The sequence below is a fragment of the Bacillus sp. MYb209 genome, from assembly GCF_002975175.1.
Classification (GTDB): domain Bacteria; phylum Bacillota; class Bacilli; order Bacillales; family Bacillaceae_G; genus Bacillus_A.
The window spans coordinates 44,529-58,604 of record NZ_PCNZ01000020.1 but is presented as its reverse complement, the minus strand read 5'-3'; the positions used below and the strand labels follow the sequence as shown (position 1 = coordinate 58,604).

Here is a 14,076-nt window from a genome sequence, read left to right as displayed (position 1 = left end):
AAGGTAAGGAGAAAAGATATGCTCAAATATGTAAAACTAATAAGTGTTAGTCTAGTAGTATCTTCGGGTATTATGGGAATCAATTATTTAATTAGTTATCTTTGGTCAGGACATATACCTTCGTTGACGTGGAGAACATATTTGATGTTTATGATTATATTTATTATGAGTTTTAGTTCAATACAAAAAGAAGGGAAAGAGGATTATTGACGATAGTCTTCTTCGCATTTCTTTCATTAACATACAAATGTTTATCACTGTATTCGAGATTATTTCCCGCAACATACGCAGCGAATGGTTATTATACAATAATATTTAGCGGAGTTAATTTAGAGAAAAATATTATTTCGTTATTGTTTATTATTTCAGTTACACAATTGGTAGCGGGAATCGCTATAGTTATAAAAGGAATGGTAAAGGGAAGAAGCTCTGTAGTTAAAGAAGTATAAAGTAAAAAAGGTATCCCACGAAGGATACTTTTTTATTAGTACTTATTATTTTGCAACTTCTGTCCACTTGTAGTTAAATTCACCGCCAAAGTCAGTTGTTACAAGTCCTTTAATAAATCCGCGTTGTAAGTAAGAGCGACCTTGTTGGTATAAAGGAGCGACAGCGCCATCTTGTAATAAGATTTTTTCAGCTTGCTTCATTGCTTCCCAGCGACCTTTTTCATCACCAGCTAAATCAGTTTTTACTTTACGAATAAGCTCGTCGTACTCTTTGTTAGAGTATTTATCGAAGTTATAAGCACTATCTGTTGTGAATAGATCTAAGAATGTAATAGGATCCGCGAAGTCAGGGCCCCAGCCATCGATTCCGATTTCGTAATCACCACTTAATAGTAGTTTTAATTGTTGCTTACGTGGTTGAGGCTTTAAGTTCACTGTTAATCCATCTAGATTCTTTTCTAGTTCACCTTTTAAATATTCACCAGTCTTTTTAGCTAAAGCATTATCACTTGTTAATAGTTCAATTGTTACTTTGTCAGTACCAAGTTCTTGTTTCGCTTTTTTCCAGTTTTCTTTTGCAGATTTCACATCATCTTTGACTAGATTTCCGTTTTCTTTACGGAAGTCGTTGCCTTCTGGACTTTTTGCGAATTTCGCAGGAACCATTCCTTCAGCTGGGACAGCACCGTTATTTAAAATTGTTTCTACGTATGCTTTTTTATTCATTGCTCCGTTAATAGCGAGGCGTGCATGTTGATTTTTTAATGTTGCATTTTTTTGATTTAGTCGTAAGAATTGAATGCCGACTTCAGCGCGTTCCTTGAAGTTTGGATCACCCTTATATTTATCAACAAACTCCGCAGTTAAAGCAACACGATCAATTTGTCCTGAATCATATAAGTTAACTTCTGTAGACTTATCTTTAACGACATTAAAGTTGATTTCTTCTAGTTTTACAGTTTTAGCATCCCAATAGTTAGGGTTCTTCTTCAATTGGAAGCTTTGTTCATGTTTCCAGTTATCTAACGTGAAAGCCCCGTTGTAAATTAAATGCTTTGTTTCTAAACCGTATTTATCACCTTGAGATTTTAAATACTCTTCATTAATTGGTAAGAATGTTGCAAATGTCGTTAAGCTTAAGTAGTAGGGAACAGGACGGTCTAGTTGTACTTCTAAAGTTTTGTCATCAAGAGCTTTGACGCCTAATTGATCAACCGGTAATTGTTTTTGATTTATTTGTTTCGCATTCTGTATGTCGAAGAATAAGAATGCATATTCAGCTGCTGTATCAGGATTTACGGCACGTTGCCAAGCGAAGACAAAGTCTTTTGCTGTAACAGGAGTACCATTTGACCATTTTGAATCACGAAGATGGAATGTATATTTTGTTTAATCGGGACTAACGTCAACCGACTCAGCAACACCAGGAATAGGTTTATTATCTTCTCCTATTGCATATAAGCCTTCAAAAACATTTCGCATTACATTCATGGATTCCCCATCTGTTGCTTTTGCGACATCCATTGTTGGAATTTCTGAAGCAAATGACAAGTTAATTGCCTGTTTATCAGGTGCTTTATCGTTTGCTTTCGCTCCGCTTGCATTATCTTTATTTCCCCCGCAAGCAGTTAGTAGTAGACTCGCCCCTAAAACTGATGCAACAACAGGTACAACTTTTTTTTCATTGTTCTTTCCTCCCTAAATGTGTTGTTCGTAACGTCATAATGTCCATGTCTTGAAGTGTAGCTATAGAAGAAGAGAAAACATATTATAAATATGTGTATATAGGTAATCAGGTGTTCTATATGTATATACATGTTGAACTATAATCTGTCGTTATATGTTTCAACTTAGTAGACATTACATTTTGGTGGTAAAATATTTCGTTTCTTTGATTATTTAGAATATTAACACTGGAAAGAACTATATGTCAATAATAAAAAACAGAGTATTAATTTCTTAAAATAATATATTAAGAAACAGATTTCCTTGTATCGGGGAATCTGTTTCTATTAATCTAATTTTCGATTTTTGCCCACTTGAAGTTTAACTGGCCTGCAAAGTCAACTTGCACAATTCCTTTTACATAAGAACGCTCTAGATAAGATTCTCCTTTTTGGTAAAGAGGAGCGATAACAGAGTCCTTAAATAATATTTTCTCTGATGCTAGTAACGCCTCCCAGCGAGCTTTTTCATCACCAGCCAAGGTAGTTTTAACTTTTTCAATTGTGTCATCAAACTCTTTATTAGAGTAATGATCTAAGTTGTAAGGGTTATTCGTCGTAAATAGTTCAAGGAATGTAATTGGATCAGCAAAGTCAGGGCTCCAACCGTCAATTCCAATTTCATATTCACCTTTTAATAATAATGAAACCTGCTGCTTACGTGGCTGAGGTTTTATATTAATTGTTAAGCCATCTAGGTTCTTTTCTAGTTGTTCTTTTAAAAATTCTCCTGTTTTCTTCTCAAGGTCACCGTCACTTGTTAATAGTTCTAATGTTATTTTTTCAGAACTAAGTTCTTGTTTTGCCTTTTTCCATAATTCCTTTGCGGATTTTGTATCTGTTTTCGTTAAGTCACCGTTCGCAGAGCGGAAGTCTGTTCCATCTGGCCCTTTCGCAAATTTTTTCGGAATGAGACTGTACGCTGGTGTAGAGCCATCATTCAATAGCGTATTTACAAAGGATTTTTGATCAATTGCTTTATCGATGGCTTGGCGTACAGATACGTTTTGCAGCACTTTGTTTTGTTGGTTCATACGTAAAAATTGTACGCCTACATTTGGACGTTCTTTAAAGTTCCCATCTTTTTTATACTTATCAACGAAATCAGATGTTAATTTTATACGGTCTAATTGTTTTGATTCAAATAAATTTACTTCCGTTGATTTCTCTTTTACAACGTTGAAATTGATTTCTTCGAGTTTGACATTATCTTTATCCCAATAGGTAGGGTTTTTCTTGAATTTAAAGCTTTGTTCATGCTTCCAATCGTTTAGTGTAAAAGCTCCGTTGTACAAGATTTTGTTATCTTCTAAAGCGTACTTATCACCTTGTGCTTTAAAAAATTCCTCGTTGATTGGTAGAAATGTTGGGAACGCCGTTAAGCTAATAAAGTATGGAACAGGACGCTCTAGTTCTACCTCAAACGTATGGTCATCAATTGCTTTTACACCAAGTTGATCGGCTGGAAGCTCTTTACTGTTAATTTTTTTAGCGTTTTTAATATCAAAGAATAAAAAAGCATATTCAGAGGCTGTTGCTGGATCAACAGCTCTTTGCCAAGCGAAGACAAAATCTTTCGCTGTTACAGGTGTGCCGTTCGACCATTTTGAATCTCGTAAATGGAATGTGTATTTCGTTTTATCGCTACTCACTTCATGAGACTTTGTGACACCAGGAACAGGTTTATTACCCTCGCCAAGATTGTATAAACCCTCAAATACGTTTCTCATTACTTGACCAGAATCAGTATCTGTAGCACGAGCCGTATCCATTGTTCGAATCTCAGTAGGTGAAGATAAGTTTAAAACTTGCTTACTAGGTGCCTCATCTTTTGCATTTGCTCCGCTCGCTTCGTTTTTATAACTACCGCAACCAGATAATAAAATACTTACTCCTACAACTGATGCAATACTGGGTACAAACTTCTTTTTCATTTGATTTTCCTCCTAAATAGTTAATAAGATTGGATGATGATGAGGGCAATGAAAAATAAAAAATCCCTCTTTTCGTATTGAGAAAGAGGGATTTTTACGTACAAGTTATGCACCCGTATATAAACGAAGTCCCTCATTCTATCTTTCAAGCATAAAGCTTGCAGGAAGTGGCACAGTATTCAAAATGAACCTGCTGCCGAGGTTTCAAAGGGCCAGTCCCTCCACCTCTCTTGATACAATGAGTAAACAAATGAATTTTATTAATTTTTGCGTTTCTTTGATAATTCAAAATCTTACACCTTAGATAATGAAGTGTCAATCAAATGGGGTATAGTTTAAATTTTCAGTTTTATTAAAAATAAAAAAAACCACTGCATATGGCAGTGGTTTCCCTACTAGAAGTTAAAGTTATCTGGATCTGGACCAACGCGATGATTTTCATTTAAAGCTTGAATTGCTTTCATATCATCCGAGCTTAATTCAAAGTCGAAGATGTTTGCATTTTCAATAATGCGGTGTTCTTTAATAGACTTAGGGATTGTCACAACTTCATTTTGTAGATCCCAACGTAAAATAACTTGTGCAGTTGATTTATTATATTTTGTCGCAATTTCTTGTAATGTTGGATTATCCAGTAGTTGTCCTTGCATTAATGGTGACCAAGCCTCAAGCTGGATGTTATGTTCTTTACAGAAAGCATGTAATTCTTCTTGTGCTAAGCGAGGGTGGTATTCCACTTGGTTGACTATTGGCTTAATTTCAGCAATTTCAAATACGTCTTGTAAGTGGTGAATGTGGAAATTACTCACACCGATAGCACGAACACGACCATCTTTATAAAGCTGCTCTAAAGCTTTCCATGATTCAGTGTATTTTCCTTTTACAGGCCAATGTACTAAGTATAGATCTAAATATTCTAGACCTAATTTTTCTAATGTAGTTTCAAACGCTTGTAATGTTGACTCGTAACCTTGATCACTATTCCAAACCTTTGAAGTGATGAATAACTCTTCACGAGGAATACCAGATTCTTGAATTGCCTGTCCAACGCCTTCTTCGTTTTTATATATCGCAGCAGTATCGATACTACGGTATCCATTTTTTATAGCTGCTTTTACAGAATCAATTACTTCTGTACCATCTTCAACTTTAAAAACACCTAAGCCGAACCAAGGCATTTTCACGCCGTTATGTAATGTTGTATAGTCCTTTAAACTTGTTAAAGTCATATTAATTCCCCCTAGCTTTTTTATTGGTTGCTTCAACTGCTTGTTGAATGACTCCTAAAAAATTATTTTCATATAGAACTTTTAAGCCTTCAGCCGTTGAACCTCCTGGTGTTGTTACTTGTTCGCGGAGCATAGCTGGATCCTGATTTTGCTGGAGCATAGCGGCAGAGCCAGCAATCATTTGAATAACAAGGTGTTTTGCTGTTTCCTCATCAATACCATAGCTTTTCGTTGCTTCAATTAAACCTTCAGCAAAGTGATAGAGGAAAGCAGGTGCACTACCAGTAACTGCGGTAAGTTGGTGAACTTCCTCTTCGGTACAAGGTTGCGAGGTACCGATGCCTTTTAAAAGAAGTTGTAACGTTTCTTGATGTGTTTCATCTACAGAATGTCCCGTCGTATATAAGGAGATAGACTTGCCAATTCCAGCAGCTGTATTTGGCATAATCCAAGCAACAGGTATTCCTTGAGGGAGTCTTTCTTCTAGATAAGATGGTCCGATTCCAGCAGCAACTGTCACAACAAATTGATCAGTTAGAAGAGGAGAAAGCTCCGCTAATAGCTGTTCATGTGCGACAGGTGGCATTGCTAAAACAATTGTATCTACAGATTTAATATGTTGTTTCCAATCAGTTGTAACAGATATATCATATTGATTTTGTAATTGCTTCAATTTTTCTATGTTGCTTCGATTGGAAACAATAATTTCTTCGATGTATTCTTTACTTGTTGTAAGTAGTCCGGCAAATATAGCTTCTGCCATACGACCGGCACCAATAAATAAAATTCGATGTTTATTAGGCATATCCTTTATTCCTTTCTGATGAGAATATGTTATAAAAAACGATACCATTTTTAAGAGAATTTTGTAAAAAGAAAAGGCTTATCGTAAGTGGAATAGGTAAGGGGGGAGGTTTTGTGTATCGATGGCTTGCTAGAATGGAAGAGGAATTATAAAAAACAAGATCGTATAAATAATTATATTTAGAAAATAATTGTAATCAGAAAACCCCTGAAGCGCATATGCTTCAGGGGTTTGTTAATAGATTATAAGTTTATGCTTTTGTCATACCAAGCAATACAGCGCCGCCGATAATTAAAACACTACCTAGTGCAATAAAGATCAATTGACGTTTTGTTTTCTTTTCACCTAAGAAGACAATCGCACCGAATGTTGAGATAACGATTCCAGTTTGAGATAATGGGAAGCTTGTTGCTACTCCAACACGTGGTAATGAAAGAAGTAAGAATAAGTTTCCTGTTCCCCATAGTAAACCAGATAAAGCATTACGCATTGCATATTTGTTAAATGGTTTATGTTTAGATGTCAGTACAACTGCACCAACAAACATACCAACTGCCTGTGGTAAAATAGCAGACCAACCATCAATGTTATACCAACGAATAATAATTACATATACAAGATAACCGAAAGTAGAAACAATTAAAGTAAGAAGTCCCTTTTTCAATTGTCCTGGTGGCTGTGCATTTTCTTTATCATCTAGTGATGTGAATACAACACCAACTACGATTAATAGGATTGCAATCGTTCCCAGAACAATCGTTGTAGTAGTAGTCCACTCACGAAAAGCGATAACTCCAAAGATAGAAGTTGCAACAAGTTGCATACCAGTAGAAATAGTTACAGTAGTTGAAACACCTAGTTTTTCAACTGTTTTTAATTGGTTTACTTGTCCTAAAGCCCAGAATAAACCTGAAATAAAGCCAACAATCAAGACTGTCATTGTTAAAGTTGGTTGAGTAAATACATACATAATTGTTGCGAAGAATAGAGCACCGATTGTCATACCTACCGTTTGGCTATATGCACCACCGCCCATTTTTACGCTTACTAATAAGATGTTTCCCCATGCGATTGCAGGAAGAAGCGCTAATAAAATGTCCATTACAAGACTCCCTTCGGTTTTCTATACCAATATAATTACATATCGTTCTAACGATCGGTAATGCCCCACTAATAGAGTAGAAGATTACCGATCGCTAAAACAGGATGAAGAATTTACGATATAAATGCGTTTTCATTTCTTCATTTTTTGAAACACTTTCATATAATAACAGGAAATTACCTATTTTAGAAAGTGAATTCAAATAAAATGTATATTTAAATAAGAAATAAAATTAAGTCATTAATAAAATCATTTTATTTTTCGGGAAATAAAAAGCAACTTTTGTCGAAAGTTGCTTTAAGAAGTAGTGATTTTTCTATTAATGAGTTGAATACATAGTAAGAATAAAAGGGACATACTAATCGTTATGATTACAAGTGTCCAAGCTAGTTGCATATTACTTGCATCAATAGCCATATAAATCGCCGTTGGAATCGTCTGAGTTTTGCCAGGTATATTTCCTGCAAACATTAAAGTTGCACCAAATTCACCGAGTGCGCGAACAAAGCTTAAAATCATACCACTTAGTAACGCAGGAAATGCAAGCGGGAGTGTAACATGTAGAAAAACTTGATATTCACTTGCACCAAGATCGCGCGCGCCATCTTCAATTTGTACATTTGCGATAGAGAATCCTGTTTTTGCTGATTGGTACATGAGCGGAAATGCAACGACTGTAGAAGCAATGATAGCAGCAGTAGATGTAAACATAATGGACTGCTGAAATAATGATTCAATCCACTTTCCAATGGGACTGTTATTTCCGAAAATGATAATTAGAAAAAAGCCGATAACAGTTGGTGGAAGCACCATTGGTAATAAGAAAATAGTTTCTAATATTACTTTATATCGCCATGAGGAGCGTGCTAGCGCTCGCCCGATAATCGTTCCTAAAATTGTAACGATAATGGTGGCGCATGCAGCTACTCGTAAGGATAGAAAGACTGGTGACAAAATAGCATCAAAGTTCATAGCAATTATGATAGGACAGTAAATCCGTATTTCTTAAAGATAGATTGCGCATCTTTTGATTGTAAATACTCATAGAATGAAGTCGCCTCTTTCTTATGCTTTGATTCTTTTATTACGCCTAAAGGATAGTGGATTGGCTCATGAGAAGTAGCTGCTGCCGTCTCGCCAATTTTTACTTTGTCTGAAATGAGAGCATCTGTTTTGTATACAATACCAGCATCAACATTACCTGTTTCTACATATGTTAACACTTGGCGAACATCTTTTGTAAATACGATTTTATTTTGAACGTCATTCCAAAGATTTTCATGTGTGAGAGAAGCTTTTGCATATTTTCCTGCAGGTACAGATTCAGGTGTACCAAGTGCAATTTTCTTGATTTTTTCATCTTTTAAATCTTGAAATTTTGTAAGAGAACTATCTTTTGGAACGACTAGAACTAGTTCATTTCCAAGAAGATTTTTCCCTTCTTTTTCATTAATGAATCCTTTTTTAACAAGAGTTTGGAATTTATCCTCTGCTGCAGAGAAGAATAAATCAGCAGGTGCACCTTGTTCAATTTGTTGTTGAAGTGCACCAGAAGCACCGAAGTTAAAAGAAAGTTTAATGTTAGGCTCTTTCTCTTTATATTGTTTTTCAATTTCTTTTAATGCATCTTGTAAGCTAGCAGCAGCTGATATAGTCAGTTCGACTGTTTTTCCCTCTTTAGCAGCTGACTTTTCTTTCTTTTCCCCGCTTGTACAAGCAGCACTAAATATAAGAAGGAAAGAAAGTATAAGTGCCCCGATGGATCGTAATGTGAATTTGTTCATAAAAAAATCCCCTTTCGTTTTGACATATTCAATTATAACTAAATATAACTAATTATAACTAGTTATAATTGAATATAATTTGAACGATATAGTTGTTTTTAAAAACTAGGAGAAATATTCTTTTCTTTGTTACAATGAAGGGAGAAAGTGAGGAATCGTCTATGGATCATCATTCCTACACAACGGAAGAAGTAGCAAAGCGATTAAAAGTATCAAAATTAACTGTATACGACTTAATTAAAAAAGGAGAACTTCCTTCTTATAGGGTTGGTAGACAAATGCGCATTGATGCAGCTGATTTAGAACAATATATAAAGCAAATGAAAACAGGTAAGACGCAATTTACTCCTGTAAGGAAGGCCGAAATTAGTAGTTCGAATACACGCATCATTAGTGGTCAAGAACTAACGTTAGATATGTTGGCAAAACATATAGAAAATCGTTTACCAAACTCTAATATATTAAGAGCATATCAAGGTAGTTTAACGAGTTTGGTGAAGATGTACCAAGGAGAAGGAAGCGTCGTTAGTTTGCATTTATTTGATGGCGAAACAGGTACATATAATGTTCCTTACGTAAAACGTATTTTAGTTGGACAACCATATATTATGATTAATTTATTAGCAAGAAATGTTGGGTTTTATGTGCAAAAAGGGAATCCACAAAATATAAAAACATGGGCTGATTTAGCTCATTCATCTATACGATTTGTAAATCGAGAAAAAGGTTCTGGTATTAGGGTGTTAGTGGATGAGCAATTGCGAATTCAAAAATTAAATAAAGAAGATATTAGCGGGTATGAATGGGAAGAATCGAATCACCTTGGTGTTGCTTCGCAAGTCGCGAATGGAAAAGCTGATGTTGGGGTAGGATCAGAAAAGTTTTCCCAAATTGTAAATGTAGACTTTATTCCGATAATGAAAGAACAGTATGATTTAGTACTTCTGAAGAATAAAGAAAATGAGGAACTTATTGAGGTTATAAAAGGAATTTTGCAATCTGAAGAGTTTCACAATGAATTAAAAGCAATTAGTGGATATGATATAAGCAAAACAGGCCAAATTATATATGAAACAAACTAAAAAGCTGCTTGTCTATAAGACGAGCAGCCTTTTCTATATAAAGGGGATTGGGGAAACAAATTGTTAAACGAGACTTTGAGCAAGTGCGTAAATGAAAGCTGTAAGAAGAGTCGCTCCACTTGCAAGTCCGATAAAATCTGATTTGTTGAAAGTACTATTGTTCATCATAATCTCTCCTTATTTGTTTAATGTAGTTGCAACTGCTTTTGCATCGACAAGTGCGGATAGCACCATGCCCATTGTATTTAAAAATTTGTTTGATTTCATTTTGTTCATCATACGTATCCGCTCCTTTTCGAATTGTTGTTGCCCTGCTTTCTGTCTTAATTATATGAAATATAGGTAGTTGTAACTATCGAATTAGCTTACGAGAGAATTACACTTTTGTAAGAAAAAAAGACATTCGTGTAAGAATGTCTTTTAAAGCATATTGATATGATGTTGTTCCTTAATTGTTTTTAAAAAGCTGTGCATCAAATTGCTCATGTAGCTATCTTTACGGCGAATGAAAACAGTTGAAATACTATCGTATTTCTCGGGAATTGGATGGCAGTGTACTTTACCTGCTGTAGAAAGGTGCTGCACCGCAGACTGGGGGACGAGTGTAATCCCAAGACCGAGCGCCACACTATTTAATATTGTTTCTAATATGTTAAATTCCATAATTCTTTTTGGTAGCAAACCTTCATCTTTAAGCCATCGTTCTAGCTTGGAACGGTACCCACATCCTTGATTAAAAACGAGTAGGGGTGTCGTAGTAAATTCTTCTATATGAAAAGCTTTATTTTGTGTAACAAGCATTAATTTTTCGGTACTAACATCGTATTGTTCAATTAGTGGATGTTTAATAGGACCTGATATAAAGGCACCATCTAATTGATGATCAAGTACTTCTCTAATAAGTTCTTCCGTTAGACCGGCTTGTAATGATAAATCGACATTTGGATAGCTTTTATAGTAAGAAGACAAGATGGTAGGTAATGTACTGACTGTTTCGACTGTACCAATTTTTAATATACCAGATGGTGTTTCACTATCTAAAAATACTTGTTTTAGCTCTTCGACATCTTGCAAAATTTTATTAACATAAACGAGCATTTTTCTGCCTTCAGCTGTTAAAGTCATACCTCGCTTATGACGGTAAAAGAGCGGGGTTTTCAGCTCGTTTTCTAATTGTTTAATACGTGCGGTTACATTTGATTGTACGTAATTTAATTCCTTTGCTGCGTTACTTACACTACCGCGGTCGGCAACGCTTTGGAAGATTTGTAAGTCTCGTAATTCCATTTTATGTTCCTCCTTGATGTTAACTATCATTATAAATGATAGTTAACATCATTTTGAATCATTTTACGTGATATATTTTTTCTTTTACAATTCTCTTTGTGCAAATAGATAGAAGCGGGGGATTGTAGTGAGAAAAGGTCAAATGATAATAGGTGCTTTGGCATGTTTAATTGCAAGTATGTCATGGGGAGCGATGTTTCCAGTTGCTGATCATGCGCTAGAATACATAGATCCATTTTATTTTTCGTTTATTCGTTATGGGGCGGTAGCAATTGTACTGATTGTATTATTGCTAATGAAAGAAGGAAAGAAAGCATTTCGCTTAGAAGGAAGAGGGAAGTTACTCGTCTTTTTTGGAACAATGGCGTTTACTGTATATAATGTGTTAATTTTTTTAGGACAAATGTTAATGGGAAAATCAGGTGTAATGGTAGCTTCTATTATGGAGGCGCTTATGCCGATGATTTCAATTTGTATTTTATGGGGATATAAACATATAAAACCGAAGAAGTATATGATAACGAGCATGATTATCGCATTCGTAGGGGCTGTATTTGTTGTTACGAAAGGGGAAATGAGTTTCTTTTTAACATTGAAAGATAATATGTTTTCACTAGCGTTTATATTTGTTGGTGTTGTAGGATGGGTTATTTATACGATGGGTGGTCAAACGTGTAGTGATTGGTCAACATTACGCTATTCAACATTAACTTGTGTGTTTGGGACAGCAGTTACAGGAATTATAACTGTAATCATTACGGCACTTGGATATGTATCAGTTCCAAGCTTGGGAACGATTTCTATTGTGAAATATGATTTGTTATTTATGATGACATTACCAGGTATCATAGCACTACTTGCTTGGAACTACGGTGTGAAAATTTTATCATCAATTAATGGTATTTTATTTATTAACTTTGTGCCAATTACTACTTTAGTTATTATGATGATGCAAGGATATAAAATAACGACATTTGATGTAGTAGGAACATTATTTGTTATTGCAGCGCTTATTCGTAATAATGTTTGTCAGAGAAAAGAAGAAAATATAAATAAACAAGTTTTACAAGAAGAGCAATTGCGTCAAGCTGTTTAATAGGCAACTGGAGGATTTTTACATGTTAGAAAGTTTATTGTTTTTCTTTGCCGTTGGAGTTGCCTGCGAACTTGCAGCAATTAATCGGAATGGTCGTAAGAAGATAGAACAGCAGGCTGAGCTGATAGAGCTTTTAAAAGAGTTACAGGAAAGAAAAATTTAAAAAGACGACCGGGCATAGACGGTCGTCTTCTTCTATATAAAGGGGAAAGGGGACGCAAAGTTTATATAAGCGTAGCAGCGTAAATAAAAGCAGTAAGAAGAACCGAGCCGCTAGCTAATCCTAAAAAATCTAATTTGTTAAAAGTTATGTTATTCATTATAAATTCTCCTTACTTGTTTAATGTAGTAGCAACAGTTTTTGCATCGACAAGAGCGGATAATACCATGCCCATTGTATTTAAGAAATTGTTCGTTTTAAAATTGTTCATCATATATATCCGCTCCTTTTCAAATGGTTGTTGTTACTTTCTGACTTAATTGTATAAGAGATTGGGGGAAGTCACTATCGAATTAGCTTACAAGAAAATTACACTTTTGTAAGAATTGAAATTTAACAATAAATACTTATTTTTATTACCAACTCCTAAAACTTAGTGTTATAATCGTTGTAAGAATATGATTCCAATTCGGATGTTTAGAAAGGAACGAAATGAATGTATAAACCAATTACATTTTCGTTGAAATATATATTTAAAATGGCTGGGAAAGTAGAAGTACAAGGGAGAGAGAAATTACCAGAAGGTGGCCCTTACGTTGTTGCTTGCACACATACAAGCTTTATGGACGTTTTAATGTTAGCGGCAGGAATGTACCCAACCCAAATTCATTACATGGCAAAAAAAGAATTGTTTGAAGGGAAATTTAAAAACTGGTTTTTTAAAAATGTAAATGCATTCCCTGTAGACCGTGCGAATCCAGGGCCAAGCACATTGAAAATTCCATCGCGTTTATTAAAAGAAGGAAAAGTAGTAGGGATTTTCCCAAGTGGGACGAGATCATCAGAAGACGTTTCATTAAAAGCTGGGGCTGTTACAATTGCAATGCGTTCTAACGTCCCGTTAATACCGGCAGCTTATGTGGGTCCATCAAGTGTAAAAGAATTGATAAAAGGAAAAAAAGCGCAATTAGTTTTTGGAGACCCAATTCAAATTGATGCTGAAGAACAAATAGATCGAAAAACGGCTATGAAAATGATGACAGATGAATTAAATGCAAAATTTGAAGAACTAAGGGAAGTTTTGCAGCAAAATCAAAACTAAAAAAAGACGACCGGGCATAGACGGTCGTCTTTTTCTATATAAAGTGAAACTTTAATCAGTGGGGGTTTTGTTCATCCCCCACTGATTATTAGTTGAACCAATCGGGCGTTTACAGGCAGTGGATCTCCCACCTAACTTCTTTGCTCCAGCTGAATTTTGAGGTGGGAGTCTTACTGCCCGTTAATGCGGGATAAAGGGGAAAAGGGACACAAAGTTTATATAAGCGTAGCAGCGGAAATGAAAGCAGTAAGAAGAACCCCGCCGCTAGCTAGGCCTAAAAAATCTAATTTGTTAAAAGTCATGTTATTCATTATAAATTCTC

At 35.1% G+C, this 14,076-nt stretch carries 16 protein-coding genes, 1 pseudogene and 1 riboswitch; of the genes and pseudogenes, 6 read left to right on the top strand and 11 right to left on the bottom strand.

The window, feature by feature from the left end:
* The first annotated feature begins 18 nt into the window (after positions 1-18).
* A complete protein-coding gene (locus tag CQZ94_RS22660; RefSeq protein WP_105587178.1) occupies positions 19-210 on the top strand; it encodes a hypothetical protein in 192 nt (63 codons plus the stop codon).
* Complete coding sequence (locus CQZ94_RS22655; protein WP_105587177.1) at positions 207-449, top strand: hypothetical protein; 243 nt, start codon at positions 207-209, stop codon at positions 447-449. The genes CQZ94_RS22660 and CQZ94_RS22655 overlap by 4 nt, the downstream gene beginning before the upstream one ends.
* 45 nt (positions 450-494) lie before the next feature.
* Here the strand turns inward: CQZ94_RS22655 and CQZ94_RS22650 are convergent.
* From CQZ94_RS22650 to modA, 7 genes and pseudogenes are all read right to left on the bottom strand, one after another.
* Positions 495-2,006: pseudogene (locus tag CQZ94_RS22650) on the bottom strand (peptide ABC transporter substrate-binding protein).
* 460 nt (positions 2,007-2,466) lie between these two features.
* Entirely contained in the window at positions 2,467-4,107 is a 1,641-nt protein-coding gene (locus CQZ94_RS22645; RefSeq protein WP_105587176.1) for a peptide ABC transporter substrate-binding protein, read from the bottom strand.
* 135 nt (positions 4,108-4,242) lie between these two features.
* Positions 4,243-4,347: riboswitch (SAM riboswitch) on the bottom strand.
* 155 nt (positions 4,348-4,502) lie between these two features.
* On the bottom strand, positions 4,503-5,336 hold the full coding sequence (locus CQZ94_RS22640; RefSeq protein ID WP_105587175.1) for an aldo/keto reductase: 834 nt from the start codon (positions 5,334-5,336) through the stop codon (positions 4,503-4,505).
* Between the two features lies 1 nt (position 5,337).
* Complete coding sequence (proC, locus tag CQZ94_RS22635) at positions 5,338-6,141, bottom strand: pyrroline-5-carboxylate reductase (protein WP_105587174.1); 804 nt, start codon at positions 6,139-6,141, stop codon at positions 5,338-5,340.
* 250 nt (positions 6,142-6,391) lie between these two features.
* Positions 6,392-7,243: a GRP family sugar transporter gene (locus CQZ94_RS22630; protein WP_002113377.1), complete on the bottom strand. Its 852-nt coding sequence runs from the start codon at positions 7,241-7,243 to the stop codon at positions 6,392-6,394.
* 297 nt (positions 7,244-7,540) lie between these two features.
* Positions 7,541-8,215, bottom strand: coding sequence for a molybdate ABC transporter permease subunit (modB, locus tag CQZ94_RS22625; protein ID WP_105587173.1), 675 nt, complete (start codon positions 8,213-8,215; stop codon positions 7,541-7,543).
* Between the two features lie 5 nt (positions 8,216-8,220).
* A complete protein-coding gene (modA, locus tag CQZ94_RS22620; RefSeq protein ID WP_105587172.1) occupies positions 8,221-9,027 on the bottom strand; it encodes a molybdate ABC transporter substrate-binding protein in 807 nt (268 codons plus the stop codon).
* A 134-nt stretch (positions 9,028-9,161) separates the two neighbouring features.
* On the opposite strand from modA, the gene CQZ94_RS22615 reads away from it, so the two are divergent.
* Positions 9,162-10,109: a helix-turn-helix transcriptional regulator gene (locus CQZ94_RS22615; protein ID WP_105587171.1), complete on the top strand. Its 948-nt coding sequence runs from the start codon at positions 9,162-9,164 to the stop codon at positions 10,107-10,109.
* Between the two features lie 63 nt (positions 10,110-10,172).
* On the opposite strand, the gene CQZ94_RS22610 is transcribed toward CQZ94_RS22615, so the two are convergent.
* Both CQZ94_RS22610 and CQZ94_RS22600 read right to left on the bottom strand, forming a co-directional pair.
* The gene (locus tag CQZ94_RS22610) at positions 10,173-10,274 is read right to left on the bottom strand and encodes a DUF3948 family protein (RefSeq protein ID WP_105587170.1); all 102 of its coding nucleotides are present in this window, start codon (positions 10,272-10,274) and stop codon (positions 10,173-10,175) included.
* A gap of 255 nt (positions 10,275-10,529) precedes the next feature.
* Positions 10,530-11,396, bottom strand: a complete 867-nt coding sequence (locus CQZ94_RS22600; RefSeq protein WP_105587168.1) for a LysR family transcriptional regulator — start codon at positions 11,394-11,396, stop codon at positions 10,530-10,532.
* Positions 11,397-11,523: 127 nt separating this feature from the next.
* Here CQZ94_RS22600 and CQZ94_RS22595 point away from each other — a divergent pair, with 127 nt between their 5' ends.
* Both CQZ94_RS22595 and CQZ94_RS22590 read left to right on the top strand, forming a co-directional pair.
* Positions 11,524-12,492, top strand: a complete 969-nt coding sequence (locus CQZ94_RS22595) for a DMT family transporter (protein ID WP_105587167.1) — start codon at positions 11,524-11,526, stop codon at positions 12,490-12,492.
* A 22-nt stretch (positions 12,493-12,514) separates the two neighbouring features.
* Positions 12,515-12,655, top strand: a complete 141-nt coding sequence (locus CQZ94_RS22590) for a YrzO family protein (protein WP_105587166.1) — start codon at positions 12,515-12,517, stop codon at positions 12,653-12,655.
* A 61-nt stretch (positions 12,656-12,716) separates the two neighbouring features.
* Here the strand turns inward: CQZ94_RS22590 and CQZ94_RS22585 are convergent, their stop codons facing one another.
* Positions 12,717-12,812 (bottom strand): DUF3948 family protein, encoded by a 96-nt coding sequence (locus CQZ94_RS22585; RefSeq protein ID WP_070127837.1) that lies wholly within the window; start codon positions 12,810-12,812, stop codon positions 12,717-12,719.
* Between the two features lie 336 nt (positions 12,813-13,148).
* On the opposite strand from CQZ94_RS22585, the gene CQZ94_RS22575 reads away from it, so the two are divergent.
* Entirely contained in the window at positions 13,149-13,754 is a 606-nt protein-coding gene (locus tag CQZ94_RS22575) for a lysophospholipid acyltransferase family protein (protein ID WP_105587165.1), read from the top strand.
* A 215-nt stretch (positions 13,755-13,969) separates the two neighbouring features.
* Here CQZ94_RS22575 and CQZ94_RS30940 read toward each other — a convergent pair whose 3' ends face one another.
* The gene (locus CQZ94_RS30940) at positions 13,970-14,065 is read right to left on the bottom strand and encodes a DUF3948 family protein (protein WP_142395909.1); all 96 of its coding nucleotides are present in this window, start codon (positions 14,063-14,065) and stop codon (positions 13,970-13,972) included.
* Positions 14,066-14,076: the final 11 nt, after the last annotated feature.